Origin of the sequence: Salinivibrio sp. IB643 (assembly GCF_001996105.1) — a bacterium.
GTDB lineage: Bacteria > Pseudomonadota > Gammaproteobacteria > Enterobacterales > Vibrionaceae > Salinivibrio > Salinivibrio costicola.
The window spans coordinates 21016-42304 of the sequence record NZ_MUFF01000003.1; the positions used below are offsets into that span (position 1 = coordinate 21016).

Annotated in this window: 15 protein-coding genes; 12 read left to right on the forward strand and 3 right to left on the reverse strand. The window is 52.0% G+C overall.

What is annotated here, in order from left to right; genetic code table 11:
* The first annotated feature begins 1 nt into the window (after position 1).
* The 12 genes from BZG77_RS01785 to rlmB all read left to right on the forward strand — a co-directional run bounded on the left by BZG77_RS01785 (position 2) and on the right by rlmB (position 14330).
* Positions 2 to 1687, forward strand: a complete 1686-nt coding sequence (locus tag BZG77_RS01785) for an N-acetylmuramoyl-L-alanine amidase (RefSeq protein ID WP_077645968.1) — start codon at positions 2 to 4, stop codon at positions 1685 to 1687.
* Position 1688: 1 nt separating this feature from the next.
* Positions 1689 to 3620 carry a DNA mismatch repair endonuclease MutL gene (gene mutL, locus BZG77_RS01790; RefSeq protein ID WP_077645969.1) on the forward strand — a complete coding sequence of 644 codons (1932 nt, stop codon included), beginning with the start codon at positions 1689 to 1691 and terminating at the stop codon, positions 3618 to 3620.
* Entirely contained in the window at positions 3613 to 4554 is a 942-nt protein-coding gene (miaA, locus tag BZG77_RS01795) for a tRNA (adenosine(37)-N6)-dimethylallyltransferase MiaA (protein ID WP_077460016.1), read from the forward strand. The genes mutL and miaA overlap by 8 nt, the downstream gene beginning before the upstream one ends.
* Positions 4555 to 4630: 76 nt before the next feature.
* The gene (gene hfq / locus BZG77_RS01800) at positions 4631 to 4909 is read left to right on the forward strand and encodes an RNA chaperone Hfq (protein WP_021023479.1); all 279 of its coding nucleotides are present in this window, start codon (positions 4631 to 4633) and stop codon (positions 4907 to 4909) included.
* Positions 4910 to 4936: 27 nt separating this feature from the next.
* Complete coding sequence (gene hflX, locus BZG77_RS01805; protein WP_077645970.1) at positions 4937 to 6229, forward strand: ribosome rescue GTPase HflX; 1293 nt, start codon at positions 4937 to 4939, stop codon at positions 6227 to 6229.
* 49 nt (positions 6230 to 6278) lie between these two features.
* Complete coding sequence (hflK, locus tag BZG77_RS01810) at positions 6279 to 7439, forward strand: FtsH protease activity modulator HflK (protein ID WP_077645971.1); 1161 nt, start codon at positions 6279 to 6281, stop codon at positions 7437 to 7439.
* Between the two features lie 2 nt (positions 7440 to 7441).
* A complete protein-coding gene (gene hflC, locus BZG77_RS01815) occupies positions 7442 to 8332 on the forward strand; it encodes a protease modulator HflC (protein WP_077645972.1) in 891 nt (296 codons plus the stop codon).
* Between the two features lie 97 nt (positions 8333 to 8429).
* The gene (locus BZG77_RS01820; protein ID WP_077645973.1) at positions 8430 to 8615 is read left to right on the forward strand and encodes a DUF2065 domain-containing protein; all 186 of its coding nucleotides are present in this window, start codon (positions 8430 to 8432) and stop codon (positions 8613 to 8615) included.
* 125 nt (positions 8616 to 8740) lie between these two features.
* On the forward strand, positions 8741 to 10039 hold the full coding sequence (locus tag BZG77_RS01825; protein ID WP_025744518.1) for an adenylosuccinate synthase: 1299 nt from the start codon (positions 8741 to 8743) through the stop codon (positions 10037 to 10039).
* 203 nt (positions 10040 to 10242) lie between these two features.
* Entirely contained in the window at positions 10243 to 10878 is a 636-nt protein-coding gene (gene motX / locus BZG77_RS01830) for a flagellar protein MotX (protein ID WP_077645974.1), read from the forward strand.
* A 218-nt stretch (positions 10879 to 11096) separates the two neighbouring features.
* Positions 11097 to 13592, forward strand: a complete 2496-nt coding sequence (gene rnr, locus BZG77_RS01835) for a ribonuclease R (RefSeq protein ID WP_077645975.1) — start codon at positions 11097 to 11099, stop codon at positions 13590 to 13592.
* Between the two features lie 3 nt (positions 13593 to 13595).
* Entirely contained in the window at positions 13596 to 14330 is a 735-nt protein-coding gene (gene rlmB / locus BZG77_RS01840) for a 23S rRNA (guanosine(2251)-2'-O)-methyltransferase RlmB (RefSeq protein WP_077576889.1), read from the forward strand.
* A gap of 76 nt (positions 14331 to 14406) precedes the next feature.
* Here the strand turns inward: rlmB and BZG77_RS01845 are convergent, their stop codons facing one another.
* Genes BZG77_RS01845 through BZG77_RS01855 form a run of 3 tightly spaced genes read right to left on the reverse strand, consistent with a single transcriptional unit; the run spans position 14407 to position 21073 of the window.
* Positions 14407 to 17037 (reverse strand): glycosyl hydrolase family 18 protein, encoded by a 2631-nt coding sequence (locus tag BZG77_RS01845; protein WP_077645976.1) that lies wholly within the window; start codon positions 17035 to 17037, stop codon positions 14407 to 14409.
* A 9-nt stretch (positions 17038 to 17046) separates the two neighbouring features.
* Positions 17047 to 18219 carry a lytic polysaccharide monooxygenase gene (locus BZG77_RS01850; RefSeq protein ID WP_077645977.1) on the reverse strand — a complete coding sequence of 391 codons (1173 nt, stop codon included), beginning with the start codon at positions 18217 to 18219 and terminating at the stop codon, positions 17047 to 17049.
* Between the two features lie 52 nt (positions 18220 to 18271).
* Positions 18272 to 21073: a glycosyl hydrolase family 18 protein gene (locus BZG77_RS01855; protein ID WP_443216230.1), complete on the reverse strand. Its 2802-nt coding sequence runs from the start codon at positions 21071 to 21073 to the stop codon at positions 18272 to 18274.
* Positions 21074 to 21289 lie beyond the last annotated feature (216 nt).

The following is a 21289-nucleotide window of genomic DNA, read 5'->3' on the forward strand; positions in this document are numbered from 1 at the left end:
CATGATGTGGCAGCGGCTTTGCATCTTGATGATCGCCAGTTTGTTGAGTGCAACAAGTTGGGCCAACAAAATCGAAAATATTCGGGTGTGGCCGGCACCGAATGAAACCCGGGTGGTGGTTGATCTCGCTGAAAAGGCGGATTTTAGTTATTTTTCTTTAACACGCCCGGACCGACTTGTGGTCGACTTGAAACAAAGCCAGCTCGCCACCGGCTTGCCAAAGCAGGTTAAAGGCAGCGATATTCTGACTAAAATCCGCAAGAGCACCCCCCCTGATGCCAGCACGTATCGACTGGTTTTTGAGTTGAAAAATGGCGCTAAGCCAACGATATTTTCTCTCGCACCGGGAGGCGAGTATGGCCACCGTTTAGTGGTTGATTTACCACACGCGCAAAAAGTCGATAAGAACAAACCGACACTCTCGGTAGCGGAAAAGAAACGGCGTGAGACGGTCGCGGCTTTACCCTTTGGCACTGAAGACATTGTCGTCGCGATTGACCCCGGGCACGGCGGTAACGATCCCGGCGCCATTGGGCCGCGTCGCAAGCAGGAAAAAGATGTCAATCTCGCCATTGCTAAACAAGTGGCTGCACGCATCAATGCGGTGCCGGGAATGCGGGCCGTCTTGACCCGTACCGGTGACTATTTTGTTGATTTGAATCAGCGTTCTGAAATCGCACGCAAACACAAAGCCCATTTACTCGTCTCAGTGCATGCCGACGGTTTTCATCAGCCACAACCTCGAGGCGCCTCGGTGTGGGTGCTCTCACGCCGCCGAGCAAACAGTGAAATTGGTCGCTGGATTGAAAAACATGAAGAGCAATCCAACTTGTTAGGTGGTGGCTCTTTGCTCGCACAAAATAACGAGGACGAATATTTAAGCCGTGCGGTGTTGGACTTGCAGTTTAGTAACTCGCAAAAAGAAGGCTACAACGTCGCGACTCGGGTGCTTAAAGAGCTGGGTAAAGTGACCAAGCTGCACAAATCGAGCCCTGAGCATGCGAGTTTGGCCGTGCTCAAATCGCCGGATATCCCATCTTTGTTGGTAGAGACCGGGTTTATTTCTAATCCGCAAGAAGAGCGTTTGTTATTCCAACGAGGGCATCAACGTGGTTTGGCGAATGCCATTTATCATGGTATTCGTAATTACTTTGAACGCTTTCCTCCTGACGGCACCTTGTTTGCCGCGCGCAAAAACGGGGTAAAACACAAAGTCAGCCCGGGACAGTCCCTCTCAGTTATCGCCAAACAGTATCAAAGCTCAATAGCCGCGATAAAATCGGCGAACGGTTTAACCTCAAGCACGCTGCAGGTGGGACAAGTGCTATCAATTCCAAATGTTGATGTGGCTAAGTTAGCCGGTAAAGCCGAGCGGGCATCCACACAAACCCTGACTCATACCGTGAGCCGTGGCGAATTTCTCGGTAAAATCGCCGAGCAGTATCAAGTCTCACTGAGCACGCTTCGCCAAGCGAACAATCTCAAGTCCGATACCCTTTGGATCGGGCAAAAACTGAAGGTCCCTGGTGCGACATCACCGGCCATCAAGCACAAAGTGAAACGCGGTGAATACCTCGGTAAAATTGCCAGTAATTATGGGGTGACGATCGAAAGCTTACGTCGTGCCAATGAACTCGGCTCAGATACCCTGGCGGTCGGACAAACCTTAATTATTCCAGGAAGCTGATATGGCGATTGAGATATTACCCGCTCGACTCGCCAACCAAATCGCCGCGGGCGAAGTGGTCGAACGGCCAGCATCGGTGGTGAAAGAGCTGGTGGAAAACAGTATTGATGCCGGCGCAACCCGTATTGACGTCGATATTGAAAAAGGCGGCAGTAAGCTCATCCGTGTCCGTGATAATGGTGTTGGGATCAGCAAAACAGATTTACAGCTGGCATTAAGTCGCCATGCGACCTCCAAAATCCACAGCCTGGATGATTTAGAAGCGATCATGAGCTTGGGCTTTCGGGGAGAGGCGTTAGCGAGTGTGAGCGCCGTTTCGCGCCTTACCATTACTTCTCGTCCCGCGGAACAGCAAGAAGCGTGGTCAGCCTTTGCTGAAGGACGCGATATGGCCGTTAGCGTGAAACCGGCAGCGCATCCGGTGGGTTGTACCGTGGAAGTGGTGGATTTATTTTTTAACACGCCAGCCCGACGTAAGTTCTTGCGTACCGATAAAACCGAGTTCAGCCATATTGATGAGTTGCTGCGACGTATCGCTTTGAGTCGATTTGATATTACCATCAACCTGCGCCACAACGGCACGCAGGTTCGCCAATATCGGCGTATCCCTGAAAAGGGGGATCCTCTACGTCGTCTAAAAGCCATCTGCGGGCAAAAATTTGTTGATCATGCGCTGCGGATTGACTTGACCCATCATGATATGGCGCTGCGCGGTTGGATATGTACCCCTGATGGCGCGCGGCAGCAAAACGATATGCAGCATTGTTTTGTGAATCAGCGCATGATGAAAGATAAATTGATCAACCATGCTATCCGCCAAGGGTATGAGCAAAGCTTAGCGCCCGATCAGTATGCCGCTTATGTGCTTTATATCGATGTGGATCCGCATCAGATAGACGTTAACGTTCATCCGGCGAAGCATGAAGTCCGCTTTCATGAAGCACGGCTGGTGCATGACTTTATTTATCAAGCGATTTGTGACGGGCTGCAACAATCATCGTTACCCATCGACGAGACGGTCAATCCAGAGACCGGCGAGGTCAGAGAGACAGTGTCTTATCAGCCTCGAGCATCGGCCGTGGCAACCGACCATTCCTACCAGCAAGCGGTGAATGCCTTTCCCGCTTATCCGGGGAAACAGTCAACCGAGTCGTCATGGCCAGCAAAAGGGCAAGCTTCGCGCGCTGACCGTTCGAGTACGCCTTCCAAGCAAGCGACCCAAGCCTATCAAAGGTTAATGACGCCGCGAGCCGCCGTTCACATTGACGATGCCAAGGATAAGGCGACATCGAGTGAGCAGTCGCCTTCGCCGGTTAGCGTAAGCACGTGCATGGCACCAGCTAAGATAGTGAGTGGCCAACCTGGTTTGGGAAAGGTACTCGCGGTGATTGATCAGCATTATGTGCTGATGTCGTGGGGTGAGGATTTATGGTTAGCTGATCATCATCGGTTAGAAAGCTGGCGTCATCAAGGGGCGTTACAACCAGCCTTGGTGGAGGGATTAGTGACTCAGCCTTTATTAATTCCACAACGTTTATCCGCGTCTGCATCCGAATGTGATGCGATTAGCCACTATCAAACGTTACTGGGGCAATTTGGTATTGATATTCGGGTAAAAGGCCAGCAGTTAATGGTGATGTCTGTATGCCAACCACTGCGGCAACAGAATCTGCAAGCCTTTGTTCCAGCCCTGCTGAACTTTTTAGGCGGCTTAGACCCCAGCCAATCTAATTCGGATCACCGCGCGAACCTGTTGGGTTGGCTGGCAAAGCAGTTGACAGTTGCATCGGATCCAGTCAGCCTTGCGCAAGCGGTACAGACCGTATCGGAAATTGAACAGTATTGGCAGGGTGAGGCGTTGGAAAAAGGGCGACAACGCTTGTTTACGCGCCTCGACCTAACCTCAGCAATAGAAGCATTACAACATGACTAATCCGCTGCCTAAGGCCATTTTTTTGATGGGGCCAACCGCCTCGGGAAAAACGGATCTGGCCATTGCATTACGCAATACCATGCCGGTTGAAATTATTAGTGTTGATTCGGCCTTAATTTATCGAGGGATGGATATTGGTACCGCCAAGCCAACCGCTGACGAATTAGCGCAGGCGCCGCATCGCCTCATCGACATTCGAGATCCCGCTCAGGCTTATTCCGCAGCCGACTTTCGTGAAGACGCCCTCACAGAAATGAAGAAGATCGTGTCGAATGGCAAGATCCCTCTGTTGGTTGGGGGCACCATGTTGTATTTTAAAGCGTTATTAGAAGGGTTATCGCCATTACCCAGTGCGGATCCTAGTGTGCGTGACGCATTAGAAAAAGAAGCGCAGCAGCATGGCTGGGAAGCGCTTCATGCACAGTTATGTGATATTGATCCTGTTTCTGGTGCGCGGATCCATCGCAACGATCCGCAGCGGATTATGCGGGCACTTGAGGTGTACCGTATCAGTGGACAAACCCTGACCGCATTGACGGAAAAAAAAGGTGAACCTTTGCCGTATCAGGTACACCAATTTGCAATAGCGCCTCAGGAACGAGGTGAGTTGCATCGCCGCATTGAGCTCAGATTTGACAAAATGGTTGAAGCGGGCTTTGAAAAGGAGGTACGTACACTGTTTGAGCGAGAGGATCTGCATCCCGATCTGCCCTCGATCCGCTGTGTTGGGTATCGCCAAATGTGGGATTATTTGGCCGGACGTAGCACCCATGATGAAGCCGTTTACCGTGGGATTTGCGCGACGCGCCAGTTAGCCAAACGTCAGATAACTTGGCTGCGAGGCTGGGAAAATGTGACGTGGCTTGACAGTGACGCGCCGTCACTGTCTTTACAAACGGTGACAAAAGCGTTGACGGCAGGGACGGAAACTTGATGTATACTGTCACTGACAAGGACGCTGCTTAACCGCGACATTGACTACAATTACAAACAAATAAGGAAAAGAACTAATGGCTAAGGGGCAATCATTACAAGACCCATTCCTAAATGCGTTACGTCGTGAGCGTATTCCTGTTTCCATTTACCTGGTGAATGGCATTAAGTTACAAGGGCAAATCGAATCGTTTGATCAGTTTGTGATCTTGCTGAAAAACACCGTGAATCAAATGGTATATAAGCATGCCATTTCTACTGTGGTGCCAGCACGTGCTGTGAGCCATCACAACAATAACCAAGGGGCTGGAGAGCGTCCACAGGGCGATCGTCAGCAAGAAAAACCTGAGGAGTGAGTATTCAATTGCTAAGGAGTCTTTCGCTTGTTTGACCGTTACGAGGCCGGTGAACAGGCTGTACTCGTTCATATTAATTTTACCCATGATGGCGAGTGGGATGATCTCAGTGAGTTTCAAATGCTGGTTTCGTCCTCGGGTGTCGACGCCTTGCAAGTTGTTGTCGGCAGCCGTCAGTCTCCTCACCCGAAATATTTTGTCGGCGAGGGAAAAGCCCAAGAAATTGCAGAGACCGTGCAGCACGTCGGGGCTGATGTGGTGATCTTCAATCATACCTTGTCTGCCGCCCAAGAGCGCAATCTGGAGCAGCGATTTAAATGTCGAGTATTGGATCGAACAGGCCTCATTCTCGATATTTTCGCGCAGCGTGCACGTACGCATGAGGGTAAATTGCAGGTTGAATTAGCGCAGTTACGGCATCTTTCAACCCGACTCGTGCGTGGCTGGACCCACCTTGAACGTCAGAAAGGGGGGATCGGTTTACGTGGCCCAGGGGAAACCCAGTTAGAAACGGATCGTCGCTTATTGCGTGATCGGGTAAAAGCGATTTTGCGTCGTTTAGACAAAGTGGCCAAGCAGCGCGAGCAAGGACGACGTGCGCGAGCGCGTGCCGAGGTACCAACGGTATCGCTGGTGGGGTATACCAATGCGGGTAAGTCGACGCTGTTTAATCGGATTACCGAAGCTGGCGTTTATGCAGCCGATCAACTGTTTGCTACTTTGGATCCGACCTTACGTCGGATTGAAGTCGAAGATGTCGGCACCGCGATTTTAGCCGATACCGTCGGTTTCATTCGCCATTTGCCACATGATTTGGTGGCGGCGTTTAAAGCGACATTGCAAGAAACGCAAGAAGCGAGCTTATTGTTGCATGTGGTTGACGCCAGTGATGAGCGATTGAGTGACAACATTGAGGCTGTTGACAGCGTGCTCGAAGAGATTGAAGCCGATGATGTGCCACGTCTACTTATCATGAATAAAATAGATAGTCTGGATCAGGCTGAGCCTCGTATTGAACGAGACGACGAGGGCGTGCCGAAAGCCGTATGGGTTTCAGCCTTGTCGGGGCAAGGTATTGCGCTCATCTTTGACGCGCTGACTGAGCGTTTGGCCGGTACCATGGTGCGGCATCGATTACGACTACCGCCAAATCTAGCGGGTCGGATGCAAAGTAAATTTCACCAGATGCGATGCATTGTCAGTGAAGAATACCAAGACGATGGGCATCTATTAGTCGATGTTAGGCTGCCGCAAACAGACTGGCATCGGTTAGAAAAAAGAGAAGGCAACCAGCTTGGCGACTTTATCGTCAGTGAATAGGCTGCTAGAGTAAAAAATTATCGTCAGATCAATTTGATGGAGTGCGCGAATGGCGTGGAATGAGCCAGGAAACAATGGCGGTCCCGACAAAGACCCCTGGGGGAATCGTGGTGGCCGTAATCAAGGACCACCCGATCTTGATGAATTGTTTAATAAACTAAGCCGCAAACTGGGTGGCTTTGGTGGCCGGAAAGGCAAAGGACCTTCTTTCGGTGGCGGAATGGCGGGGCTAGGTGTCCTCGCACTCATCGGTGTTATCGTATGGGGTATTTCCGGTTTCTATACCATTGGCGAAGCGCAGCGTGGTGTGGTGCTTCGGTTCGGTCAGTACGATCGTGTCGTGCAACCTGGCCTTAACTGGAAACCGACGTTTGTTGATACCGTGAGAACGGTTGATATGGAATCAATCCGCTCGCTAAATAGTTCAGGTTTGATGCTGACCAAAGATGAAAACGTGGTCAACGTCGAAATGGATGTCCAATATCGCGTGATGGATGCCCAGCAGTATCTCTACAGTGTCACCAATGCTGATGACAGCTTGCGTCAAGCGACAGATTCAGCGCTTCGTGCGGTCGTGGGTGATTCTGTGATGGATGATATTATCACTCGTGGTCGTCAAGAAGTAAGAGAGCGCACCCAAGTTGAGTTGAATCAGATCATTGATAAATACAACATGGGCTTAATTGTTGTCGATGTGAACTTCCAGTACGCACGGCCACCAGAGCAGGTAAAAGACGCCTTTGATGACGCCATTGCAGCCCGTGAGGATGAAGCGCGCTTTATCCGTGAGGCAGAAGCGTATCGTAATGACGTCTTGCCGAAAGCAACGGGTCGAGCAGAAACGCTGAAAAAAGCCGCATTGGGTTATAAAGAGCGTACGGTCAATGAAGCGGAAGGTGAAGTTTCTCAATTTGAAAAGCTGTTGCCAGAGTACATTGATGCGCCACGCGTGACACGTAATCGCCTGTATATCCAAACCATGGAACAGGTGTACAGCAGCACAAGTAAGGTGATGGTGGATTCGCAAAGCGGAAACAGCAACCTCTTGTATCTCCCGCTGGATAAGTTGATGGGAGGAGCAGCCGTTGGGCCTAACCAGCGTAAAGAAACGTCGAGCAGCCAGTATGGCATTGAGCTGGAGCAAAGCTCTCAGCCAAAACAGCCTGAATCGGCGCCGCGTTCTGGTTCATCACGTGAAGGGAGATACTAAGCATGCGTAAGATGATGATCCCGGTTATAGCCTTAGCAGTCGTGATCTTTTTGATGTCGATCTTCGTGGTGAGTGAGGGTGAACGCAGTATTGTGATTCGCTTTGGGCGTGTCCTGAAAGCGGATAACGAGATCGCGAAAATCTATCAGCCAGGTTTGCATTTTAAGTTGCCGTTGTTTGACCGAGTGAAGACTCTCGACGCACGCATTCAAACCATGGATGACCGTGCTGATCGCTTTGTTACTGCAGAGAAAAAAGATGTCATTATCGACTCTTATCTAAAGTGGCGAATTAAAGACTTTGGTCAGTACTACCTTGCCACAGGGGGCGGTAATAAGCTCACCGCTGAGTCTCTGTTGCAACGTCGTATTTCTGACGGTTTGCGTGCCGAAATTGGTAATAAGACCATCAAAGAGATTGTGTCTGAAAAGCGCGACCAAGTCATGGACGGTGTATTGGAGCGTGCCGCGGGTGAGGGTGTACGTGATTTAGGGATTGAGCTGATTGATTTGCGTATCAAACGTATCAATCTTCCAAGCGAGATCAGTGAATCCATCTATGCCCGTATGCGTGCCGAACGTGAAGCGGTGGCGCGTCGTCATCGTGCTCAAGGTCGTGAGCAGGCTGAAATCATTCGCGCGCAAGCAGAACTTGAGGTAGCCACTATCCTTTCTCGAGCAGAGCGGCAGGCGCGAATCACACGGGGTGAAGCAGACGCGGAAGTGGCGCAGCTTTTTGCTCGTGCGTTCAAGAAAGAGCCTGAGTTCTATAGTTTTGTACGTTCGCTACAGGCCTATCGCGAGAGCTTTGACAGCAAGGGCGATATGCTGATTGTTGATCCGAAAAGTGACTTCTTCAAATACATGAAGCATCCAGATGTGATCGATCAATAAATCGTTATCACCGACAGAAAAGACAAGGCATCGCGCCTTGTCTTTTTTTATCGGGTAATGATTGCGCACAGTAGCGTTCAATAAAGGAGAAGAAATCATGATGACATTCTGGGGGGCGCTCGCGCTGGTATTAATTGTCGAGGGGCTGGGGCCTATGTTATTCCCCAAGCAATGGCGACAAGTGGTGACCGAGCTGAGTCTGCAGCCGGATAATCAGTTGCGACGTATAGGAGGATGTTTAGTGGTGATTGGCGCTGTATTCGCCTATTCCATCTTAGGTTGACAACGCGGCTGTCAGCTTGACGTGACAAACCCATGGAAAGAAAACGACAATACGGTTAAAAAATAACTGCAACCGAGTTTTTAAGGTGCTAGAATCCTTTTTTAACTAGCTGCATATCGAAGAAGATGGGTAATAACGTAGTCGTTCTCGGCACCCAATGGGGTGACGAAGGTAAGGGAAAGATCGTTGATCTTTTGACTGAAGATGCAAAATACGTGGTTCGCTATCAAGGCGGTCACAACGCAGGTCATACTCTTGTCATTGACGGTGAAAAGACCGTCCTACACTTGATTCCTTCTGGTATCCTCCGCAACAACGTTAAATGCATTATCGGTAATGGTGTGGTGTTGTCGCCAGACGCTTTACTGAAAGAAATGGGTGAGCTGGAAGCACGCGGCGTGCCCGTGCGTGAGCGCCTATTCCTATCAGAAGCGTGTCCTTTGATCCTGCCTTATCACATTGCGTTGGATGCAGCGCGTGAAAAAGCGCGTGGCAAGAAAGCCATTGGCACCACAGGCCGTGGTATTGGCCCAGCGTACGAAGACAAAGCGGCGCGCCGTGGTTTGCGTGTGGGTGACCTATTCGATAAAGAAGCCTTCGCTGAAAAGCTGAAAGAAGTGATGGAACTCCATAACTTCCAGCTAGAGCACTTCTATAAAGTCGAACCTGTAAGCTATGAAGACACCTTAGCCAAGGTCATGGAGCAAGCAGACATCCTCACCGGTATGGTGATTGATGTCACCCAAGAGCTCGATGATGCGCGTAAACGTGATGACAAAATCATGTTCGAAGGCGCACAAGGCACCTTGCTAGATATTGATCACGGCACTTATCCGTATGTGACCTCCTCAAACACTACCGCTGGCGGTGTGGCTGCAGGCTCTGGTTTTGGTCCTCGTCATCTTGGTTATGTGCTAGGTATCGCCAAAGCCTATTGCACGCGAGTAGGGGCAGGTCCGTTCCCAACAGAACTTGATGACGACATTGGTATGCATCTAGGCACCAAGGGTGCGGAGTTTGGTGCAACCACGGGTCGTAAGCGTCGTTGTGGTTGGTTTGACGCGGTGGCTATGCGCCGTGCCGTGCAGATTAACTCGGTCTCGGGTTTTTGTTTAACCAAACTGGACGTGATGGACGGCTTGGAAGAAATCAAAATTTGTACGGGTTATAAGATGGCTGACGGCACCATGGTAGAGGTATCACCATTGGCTGCGGATGCGTACGCAAACATCGAGCCTGTTTATGAGACCATGCCGGGTTGGAGCGAAAACACCTTTGGGGTGAAGTCACTCGACGAACTGCCACAAGCTGCACTTGATTACATCAAGCGTATTGAAACCTTGACTGGCGTGCCGATTGATCTGATTTCAACTGGCCCAGACCGTAATGAAACCATCATTAAGGTTCATCCTTTCGAGAGCTAATGCTTGCGCGAAGACAAACCATGAAGCCAGCGTTTAACGCTGGCTTTTTTTTCGCTATTGGATGAAGTTGGAACCCAGATCGCGTGGAAAGCGGAAAAAACTTGCCGCCTTTGCTAAAGTCACTGAGCAGGGTGCCGATACAAAAAAGCACACGGTTAGCGCGCGCGTTGCTGTTGAGTTTCTTGGTTGAATAGCGAGTAGGCATGAAGTTTCGAACGCTGAGTTTTTCACTTTTACTAACGGTAACGACGTTGGCAACAGCAACCGCTAGAGCGGATGTGGGGCCAGCGGTACCCTTGTATGAAGAAAGTGAACTGATCGCCTTATTCGAGACCAACTCACACCTTGAGCGTGTGGAACAAGATGAATGCCAACTCGTACAAGACATCGAAGTACGGGCAACACGTGTGGGGTCTCCCGCCTATGAGTTCTTGTACGGCGATATGTTGGCGTGGGGCGTATGCGTTGATCAAGATGCCGAGCTCGGTGTGTATTACATGAAACAGGCTGCGCAGCAAGGGTTACCTGCGGCATTGGAGCAGCTAGGGCGATACTATGCGAATGGGACCTTGGTGCAGCAAGATCAAGGACGCGCGATTCCTTACCTGCGCGAAGCCGCCTCATTGGGGGATACCCGCGCGCGAATTCAACTGGCCGAGTTGCTCGTGGATGACGTCGGTTCACCGCTTGATTATGAGGATGCTTATCGCTGGTTATATCAGACCATTACCGCAGACTCTGGCACGCGTGATCGTATTGCCGAATTACGCTCAGCGCTTGAAGCGCGAATGCCTCAGAATATTATCGCTCGCGCTAAAAGACGCACCAGTTACTGGTAACCACCAGCCTCTGACTGTAGGCGATTTTATCGTCAAAATCCGCTATACTCCCTTTACTCATCTGTTCCCAATCTGATTTGATATGGCCAGTTCGCCATGTTCCTCTCGTTGCCTACAAGCAAAGCGCTGAAACAAAACGTCAAACTGCGATCATCGCGGCGCAATCGCGACAGTTAACAGATATAATGAAATCAACATACGCCAATAGGAAAAGGTCTATGTCGCAAGACACAGGTTCGACAAATAATACGCCAAACAACATCGCTGCGGATCCACACCAGGCCCGTGAAGCTGAAAAATATGAAAATCCGGTTCCCAGCCGAGAGCACTTGCTGGAAGTGATCCGCAGCTTTAAGGCGCCAGTGAGCCGCGACAATCTGTTTACCCATCTCGGTTTAGACGGCGATGATCAGTATGAAGGTTTACGTCGACGCCTGCGTGCGATGGAGCGAGATGGTCAACTCGTGTTTACTCGGCGTAAGTGCTATGCCTTGCCCGAGCGTCTGGATCTGATTAAAGGGACAGTTATTGGTCACCGTGATGGTTTTGGCTTCTTGCGCCCTGAAGGGAAAGGCAATCATGACGATTGGACGTTACCGTATCATCAAATGCGTAGCGTGATGCATGGCGATGTCATTTTGGCGCAAGGCGTGGGGACCGATAAGCGCGGTCGCCAAGAAGCCCGTGTCGTGCGAGTGTTGGAAGCACGTCAAGGCCAAATCGTTGGGCGTTATTTTGTCGAAGACGGTATGGGCTTTGTCGTGCCAGACGATAGCCGCCTGGGCCAAGATATCGTGATTGATAAAGATCACACTCAGGGCGCGCGTATGGGCAATGTAGTGGTGGTTGAGATCATGCAACGTCCTACTCGCCAAACCAACCCAATGGGTAAGATTGTTGACGTGCTGGGCGAAAACATGGCGCCGGGCATGGAAATTGAAATCGCGATGCGCACCCATGATATTCCTCATCAATGGCCGGATGCCGTGCTCAAGCAAGTTAAAAGTTTGAACGAGGAAGTGCCGGAAAAAGCGAAAGAAGGCCGCGTTGATCTACGCGATCTGCCGCTGGTGACCATCGACGGTGAAGATGCCCGTGACTTTGATGATGCGGTCTACTGTGAACGTAAACGTTCTGGTGGCTGGCGTTTGTGGGTGGCAATTGCCGATGTTAGTTACTATGTGCGGCCTGATTCTGCGCTGGATAAAGAAGCGCAAAACCGCGGTAACTCGGTGTACTTCCCCAACCAAGTGGTGCCCATGTTACCAGAAGTGCTTTCCAACGGCCTATGCTCGCTCAATCCACAGGTTGATCGTCTATGTATGGTCTGTGAAATGACAATTTCTGAGTCAGGCGCACTATCCGGCTACAAGCACTATGAAGCGGTAATGAACTCACATGCGCGTTTAACCTACACCAAGGTGTCTAACATCTTAGAGGGTGATGAGACCTTGCGAGAGCGTTATCACACCTTGGTTCCACATCTAGAAACCTTGCACGATATGTACAAGGTGCTCAGTGGGGCTCGCCAACAACGCGGCGCCATTGAGTTTGAGACGGTGGAAACCCAATTTATTTTCAACGCACAGCGCAAAATCGACCGTATTGTGCCGGTGGAGCGCAACGATGCGCACAAGATCATCGAAGAATGTATGATCCTTGCCAACGTCGCCTCTGCGCGTTTTGTCGAGAAGCACAAAGAGCCAGCATTATATCGTGTTCACGAAGCACCGGGTGAAGAACGTCTTAGTGGCTTTAAAGATTTCTTAGGCGAGTTAGGCTTAAGCCTGAGTGGCGGCCTAGAGCCGACGCCGAAAGATTACGCGGCACTGATGCACGTGGTCCATGGTCGCGCGGACAGTGAGCTTATTCAGACCATGTTGCTCCGCTCGATGAAGCAAGCGGTGTATCAAGCGGATAACCAAGGTCACTTTGGTTTGGCGCTAAAACAATACGCCCACTTTACCTCGCCCATCCGTCGTTATCCGGATTTACTGTTGCACCGTGCGCTTAAATACTTGATTGCCAAACAAGCGGGTAAAAACCAAGACCGTTGGACCCCGACAGGTGGCTATCACTACTCATTTGACGATATGGATGTGCTCGGCGAGCAGTGTTCAAAAACCGAGCGTCGCGCCGATGATGCCACCCGTGATGTGTCGGATTGGCTTAAATGCGAATATATGCAAGATCACGTTGGCGATGAACTGGAAGGCGTGATTGCCAATGTCACCGGTTTTGGCTTCTTTGTTCGCCTCAATGAGCTGCATATCGATGGTTTGGTCCATATCTCTAACCTAGATAACGACTATTACCGTTTTGATATGGTAGGTCAGCGTCTGGTGGGCGAAGGCTCTGGCCGCGTGTTCCGACTTGGCGATCAGGTAACGGTTAAAGTGCTGTCAGTGAATCTTGATGAGCGACAAATTGACTTTGAACTGGTAGGCTCTGAGCGCAAAGCCCGTCGCCCGGGTAAAACCGAACGCGATAAGCGCAAAAAAGGTCGTGCGGAGTCGAATAAAGATCCGCAAGCGCGCCGTGAGCGAACCTCGGTACGCCAACAGCTTAAACGTGGCGCAGTGCCAAGTGTTGACGGCGATAAGGCGCCGGCGGATAAGCCAAGCAAAAAGAGTAAAGTAAAGTCGCCTGCGCAAAAAGCACGCAAGAAAAAGGCGAAAAAACAAAAAGCCGAAGCGGGTAAGAAAAAGAAGTAAATCATGAGTAGTGAAGTTATTTACGGCATTCATGCCGTCCAAGCGATTTTAGCAACCGATCCTTCCCGCTTTATTGAAGTGATGGTATTAAAAGGGCGTCAAGACGAGCGTTTGGTCCCCGTGCTCAATGACATTGCGATGCTGGGCGTGAGTATTCAGCAAGTGGGCCGCAAAGCGTTAGACGACAAAACTCAAGGTGCGTCGCATCAGGGGATTGTTGCCCGTGTCAAACCGGGTCGTCAGTACAACGAGAATGACTTGGAGGCGATCCTCGCTAATACCGAGAACCCTTTGTTGCTGGTACTTGACGGTGTCACCGACCCGCATAATTTGGGGGCTTGCCTGCGCACTGCCGATGCAGCCGGAGTGAGTGCGGTCATCGTTCCGAAAGATAAATCTGCTCAGCTTAACGCGACGGCACGCAAAGTGGCCTGTGGCGCAGCTGAAGTGGTACCTTTGGTGCGTGTTACCAACTTAGCGCGTACCATGCGTGCGCTCAAAGAGCAGGGCGTGTGGTTTGTGGGCACGGCCGGTGAAGCCGATCATGATGTTTACGACACCAAATTGGTGGGGCCGCTAGCCTTAGTGATGGGCGCGGAAGGAGACGGCATGCGCCGTTTGACCCGTGAAACCTGTGATGAGCTAATTCGTATTCCCATGTCAGGAAGCGTATCGAGCTTGAACGTATCCGTGGCAACTGGTGTCTGTTTGTATGAAGCGGTGCGTCAGCGTCGTTAAGTGCCTTGTCTCTTGTTCTCCGTTGAAGAAAACGCCCCTGTTGGGGCGTTTTGTCATTTAGAGAAGTGAAAAACCGTTACAGCAATTGCCAAACTGCGGTACTGCCCGGCTTTTCGCCTCGGGTCCACCACTTGGCTTGGTAGCGTTGGTTGTTGTATTCAACTTCAGCGCCGCCGGAATACGCGATGTTCGCTTGCCATTCACTGCCTTGGTTGGATTGGCTATCCCCGACGCGCTCCCATGGCCCGCCTTGGTCTGGGCGCTGACCCTTGGTCCACCACTTGGCGCGATACTCAATCCCTTGATACAGGACACGATCGCCGCCCACATACACGGTGTTTTCATCCCACGTTGGCAAGCCGCTGGCCGGTGTCACAGTGACCGTGAACTGCGCTTGCGTGGTTTTGTCGCCATCGCTGACCTCGACCGTGACCACATAGTCGCGATCCTCCGTCACGGTGGGCGCGGTCAGCGTCACCTGATCACCGGTGCCCGCGACAGCCAGATCGCCGGATGCACGGTAGGTGTAGCTGAGTGTATCGCCATCTGGGTCGTTCGCCTCAACCGTCACGCGGGTTTGCTCACCGCTTTTCAGGCTAACTGGGGCGATAGGTGCCACGTTAGGGGCTTGGTTTTCACCCGCTACCACCACCTCGATAGTCGCATTGGCCTCGGCATTGGCTTGACCATCCGATACCGTCACCGACAGAGAATAGTCGGTGCTGGTGCTCACATCGGGGGCGGTCACTGTGACCGAATCTGTGTCGCTATTGGTCAGCGTCAACGCCGCATCGCCTTGCCAGCGATAGATCAGGGCATCGCCATCCCGATCGCGCCCATTGGCAGCAATGGTTAATGATTCTCCCGGCGCCAGCGTATAGCTTTGTTGCGCGAGACTCACAGTTGGGGCGTTGTTGACTGGCGGCTGACCATCCTGCGCTAAGCCTTCGTGCATGGCATTGAGAATATCGCCATTGTCGGCATCAATTTCCCATGCAAACAAACCGGCGAAGTTGTGATTACGCACATACTGGCCTTTGGCTTTGACCGATCGTGGGTTGTCGTAAGTGACCAGCTTGCCGTTGTTTGGGTTCCACACATACGCCGCTTCGGCTTGCTCATCATAGCCGGTTTGGAAGCCATTGATACCGTTACCCGCGCTGCCGAGCATTGATTTGACGACGCCTTTGTAGTCAATTACGCCCGCTTCCCAAATACCATCAGCGGTGCTGCCTTTGATCGGGCCGTTACCGGGCGCGGTCATCGGGTTGCTAGGATCGGTTGCATTGGCAGGGAAAACGCCTTCCCAACCACGACCGTACATCGCAGTACCGATCACCATTTTTTCCGGTGGCACGCCGCTTTCTAGCAGTAATTGCACGCCATTATCGAGCGTGTAGGCCGGGCCTTTGCGAGGTTCGCCGTTGTCATCGACGCCGGTACCATCACATTCCCCCGCGCTCATATGGCTGCCACAGTAAATGGCAGTTTGGTGGCCGGTGACATTATTCCATGCGCCGAAAAAGTCATAGGTCATGGCAAAGATGTAATCCATGTACGGCGCGCTGGCGCTGTAATCGACGTTGGCCACTTTGTCATAACCGGCGCCGACGGCCGAGGTGAGTTGGTACTCACGGCCGGTATCGGCTTCGAGCTCATCCAACATCGCGCGCAGCTCACGCATTAAGGCCGCGTAGGTTTGGCTATCCTTATCTGGGTCACCTAAATCAGGGTTGGCACCGCCACCGCCTGGGAATTCCCAGTCAATGTCGACCCCATCGTAGAATTTCCATGTTTTTAGAAATTCTTTCATCGAGGCAACAAAGACATCACGGTTGGCCTTGTCGGTGAAATCATAGAAGGGGTCGGATAGGGTCCAGCCGCCCACGGAGGGGAGAATTTTCAGATCAGGGTAGCGCTGCTTGAGCGCCATCATTTGCGCGTAGGTGCCACCTATCGGATCTTTGGCCGGTGTGCCGGGCAGCTTTTTCTGAATCGCCGCCCATGGGTCATGGATTGCCACTTCATAGTCTTCTGAGCCTTGGCAAGCGAGCTCAAGCGCGCGCAAGCTGTTGCCATTTTCGATGTCGCCCAATGACTCATTGGGGCCACAAATGGGGATAAAGCCATACAAGATGTGGGTGAGATTCCCCGCGGGCACCTGACTGACATCGAAGTTACGACCATAAATGCCCCATTCGACAAAGTATGCCCCCACCACGGTATTAGGCTGTTTGGGATAGTCGTTGTTGTTGGGGTCGACATTCATCGGCAGTGGGTCAAGGTGTACACCATCAGTGTCTGCGATCACGAGGGGTTTGGCGGCACTGGTCGCGCATTGGCCATCCACGCCGCCTTCACACAAGGCGAGTTTAAGCTGGTGGCGGCCTCCTTTGTCATAGGGGAAAGTGACAATGCCAGATTTGGTTCCTGCCGGTAAAGTGCCTTGATTGACGACCTGATTGTCAAAGTACACCTTGTAGCTATCACCACCATCACCGGACCAGGCATTCCATTTAATTTCAATTTGGACTTCGTCCACGCGTTGCACCAGATCTTTGTACGATCCGCTGCCATATTCGTCGACTTCAACAAAAGAATAGTTTTGTGGCTTCCAGTCCAAACTTGGGGTTGAGGGGGCCGCCACGGCGTGGCTGGCACCCAGTGCCCCAGCAATCGCCAGAGAAAGTAGGGTCATTGGTTTCATGTTTGCTCCTTATTGTGTCACGCGTTGCCAAACAAGGGCAGCGCCGGGTTGCTCGTTGCGTGTCCACCATTTTGCTTGGTAGATGTTGTCGCCGTAGCGCACGCGATCCTTGGCTACATAGACCTCAGATGCACGCCAAGCGGGCAGGTTGCTGTTGGATTCGTCGGTAGCTGGGATCACCGACAGGTTGAAGCTATAGCTATCGTGATGGCTAAAGACTTGATTTTGCACCACGTCATCGGCATTAAACTGGATCTCGCCGTGACGCATCACCCCGATACGTAAGGGCTCGTTAGCTTGTTGTTCGATAAGGCTGGCCAGCGCGTGTGGCCAATTCGCCACATTTTGGTCCGTCAGAGTGAGTGTGACATCTACCACTTCTTGGCCTTGGCGATTGTGCAAGCGGGCACGCACGCGATCGCCTAATGCTGCCATTTGTGGATGCGCGACAAAGTAGCCCAGCTCGTGCCACTGGGCCGGCGCTGTCTGACTAGAGGTGATGGTGATGTCGGCACAGTTGTAGAAGCCTTCACCGACTGGATCAATGCGTTGCCAACGGCTATAGAGAATGGCATCACCTTGGCGATCGGCGGGTAAGGTCACGGTCATCTCGTAATACCGGTTACCGTCATCGCCAACCACAATGGGCAGGTCGCCAAAGGTGTCGATCTTTTCGAGATCGTCCCACGTCAGCGCATCGGTCGCGCCGTTGTAGTCTGGCTTGGTCAGATAAATTTCCCAAAAGCTTGGGTTGTGCGGTGTGGTGGCGCGAAAACGTACGTCAATTTGCCCATTGCCATCTGGGGTGACTTCGGTCCGTTGCCAATCCGGTGAGGGCAAACTGATCCCGGCTTTATTGGGATCGCCGGCGCCACATAAGTTGCCATCGGTAACGGCTGCTTTCACAGCATTCATATTGCGGTAATCCGCCACCAATTGGGCTGATTCGTGGTGCTGTACAAACGGGTAGTGCCCCGATTCTAAGAACGCCGCGCGACAGGCAGCGTTAGGGATACCTGACCCATCTGAAGGCCACCAATAACCCTCTTGCTCATGGCAAATCGCTTGGCGCGCTTTGGGGCTTTCTAAATAGCCATGTGCCATCACCTGTGTACTGCTTGCCCCCAGTGCAAGGGCGATGGCGGTACGGCAGGAAAGTTGAGTCAACGAAGACTTGAACATAGCGACTCCTTAACGGGGGCACTTAGCCCCCGCATTCAAGACTAGAAATGGATTAGAGGCTGCAGACTTGGCGCCAAGCCTGACCACCGGGTGCGGCTTGGGTCCACCATTTGGCTTCCCATACCGCCTCTTGGTAGATAAGTTGGTCGCCACCGCTGGCATGATTGCCCCCGTTAGGCCAGTTGGGGTAGGTACTCCGGCTGGCGACATCGACGCCGGGACACTGAGACTCTCCGCCACTTTGACCGGTGCTACCGGGGAGCGCAGGCGGAAGGCTTGGATACTCCTGCTTTACCGCATAGCGCTGGCCATCTTTTTCGATGGTGATATTGGTTGGGTTAGTGATCGGCATGTAGTACATCACCTGTGCGTCCAAGGTTTCACCCGGCTTAAAGCTTTGCTCTATGCCACCCCATTCGTTAATCAAGGTGATGGCAAAGCGATGATGCGTGGCATCAAACCCGCCGATGTTGTTATCACTGGCATTGCTGCTATTACGCACGACTTCCATGCGCAGCTTTTTCTGGGCGTTCCAGTCAGATTTAAAAATGGCCGAGGTGGAAACTGGCACATCAAAGCTGATGGTGGCGCCCGATAAGTCCAGATCCGAGTGGTTGGTAAAGCGGAACGTGGGGCGGATAGGGTAGTTGTCATCGCCCACTGGGAAGTTCAGCGCGTCAAACGTGACATCCACTTGCTCGCTTGGCACTTGGAAGTTAGCATCGCCGCGTTGCAGTGAGTAGTCGCTGCCCGCTTGCTTAAAGGTTTGGTACGCCAGCGATGTCAGAGTGTCGCCCATAAAGTAGGCCTGACGTTGTTCATCATAGCGATAATCCCCCGCCAGCTCCCAGAACATCACCCCGCCTAGGCCCTTATTGACCACGTAGTCGACCTTTTCGGCCATCGAGGTTTCGTCTTCCATCGACAGGAATACGCGTTTTTCCTCGTTCCAAACCCATGGCGCTTTGGCGATGTCATCGTAGTAACGCTGATAACTACCAGTAAGGCGATCAGTGGGGTCTTGCTCAGGATCGAGTCCGTACTCTGCGGCATAGGCCGGTAGTTTGCCGTCGAGCAAGTTTTTCACATGCCATAAAGGGTTAGAGCCCGCAGGCACTTCGTTGCCGAGCTCGTCCACATCATGCCAAAGGTTATCTATCCCGACTGCACCGTTGCCACATTTGTTTTTCTCACCGACACCCGTGCCGGCTGGGCACTCACCTTGGTTTGGTAATGGCGCGCGCCCCCAAAGGCCTTTATCGCCACCTTGAACGTCTTTAAAGCCGCGGGTGTAATACGGGATACCGATATTGATACGGCCGGGAGACATACCGCCCATAAAGTAGGTGGCTGCCCAATCGGTATTTAAATACCCAATCCCCTCAAATTCAGGGGTTTGGTAGACACTCCACTGTTTAAGCTCCGAGTCTTCGCCGGTGTCATACAGCGGCGCTTGATGGCCAACATGATCGTTCCATGCCCCGTGCAGGTCATAGCTCATAATGTTGACGTAATCTAAGTATTGGGTGGTTTGGAAGGTTTCCATCCCGCGCAATAAGTAACCCGATGACGGTGCGGCAATAGTCAGCATATAGTGCTTGCCATCTTGTGCACTGGCTTTATCGAGCGCTTTACGCAGCGACTTCATCAGCATTTGATAGGATTTATTCAAGTGCGCACGACGTGGGTTGGAGTACTCGAAATCGTCAGGGTGGCCAGAGTCTTTCATTGACGATGGGTATTCATAATCAATGTCTAAACCATCAAAGCCATACTGGCGCAAGAAGGCGACGGCACTGTCGGTGAAAGCTTTAATGCCAGCTTGGTTGACGCTGCCATCGGCATTGGTGGTCATGGTGTAGAAACCGCCACTGTCAATGCGCTCGCCGTTTTCACCGAAGTAGCCCCCGGTTTCGGCCCAGCCGCCCACGGAGATCAGCGTTTTCACGTCAGGATGCTGCTTTTTATACTTGTTGAGCAAGTTAAAGTGGCCTTTGTACGGCAGGGTCGGATCCATCTCTGCGCCGGCCACGCCCGGCCAAGTCATCTGGGTCGCGGAGTTATCGGGGGCGTTGGGATCGCCGATAGACAGTTGGTTGTCCGCGTTGACGTGGGCAAAGGCGTAGTTGATATGAGTGATTTTGTCCCACGGAATGTCGCTGACTAAATAAGCAGGCTGACCGTTGGTGCCGTTTCGCCAGCTGGTGAAATAGCCAATAACACGGCGAGGGTGATCGGCGCCCATTTCTTCAAGGCCGTTCTCGTCATACACAGAGCAATATGGCACGTCGATATCTGGGGTGGTGTATAAACCCGCCGGGCGACAGGCATACTCATCGCCGCCAGTGTGGTCATCACCCACCACTTGCTGCAATGTTTGAGTATTGGTCGCGCCTTTGTCGTCGGTCACTGTGAGCGTAAACGTAAAACGCCCCGTTTGTTCGGCTTGCCAGTCAATGGTGGTCGCCTCGGCGCCTTCATATAATAGGGTGTCGCCTTGTGAGAGCGCGAATGAGGTCACCGTGCCATCAGTGTCTGTCCCGGCGAGGGTGAAGGTGAGTGTATCACCAACCTCAGCGGGTCCAGACGGTGAAACGGTTAAGACTGCGGTAGGGGCTTGGTTGACGCTGCCCGCGCACTGGCCGAGGATTTTCCATGCTTTCCACTCGCCAGATTGGGAGGCAGGATCGGCTTGCGTCCACCACCTGGCTTCATAGGCGGTATTGTCCGCTTTGACTTGATCCCCTTTAGTGTAGGTATTGCCATTCTGCCAATCGGATAATGGCTGGCAATCAACGGCAGCGTGTACGCTGGGGCTACTTAATGCGAGCCCTGCCAAACCAAGTGCGACCATACGCGATGGTGTTCCTATCTTCATATTTTGCTCCAAAAATTTTTGAAACGAATTTCATCAATACAGTCAGTGATTGATGAGGTCTTCCCCTACGCTTTTTGCACTAAAAACGGCTTTTCCGCTCAAGCATAGGCAATAAAAAGATTATTCTGAGTATTAACTGCCAAGAAAAGGAGGCGGGAATGTCATAATTTGAGCGTGGGTTCAGAAATTAAT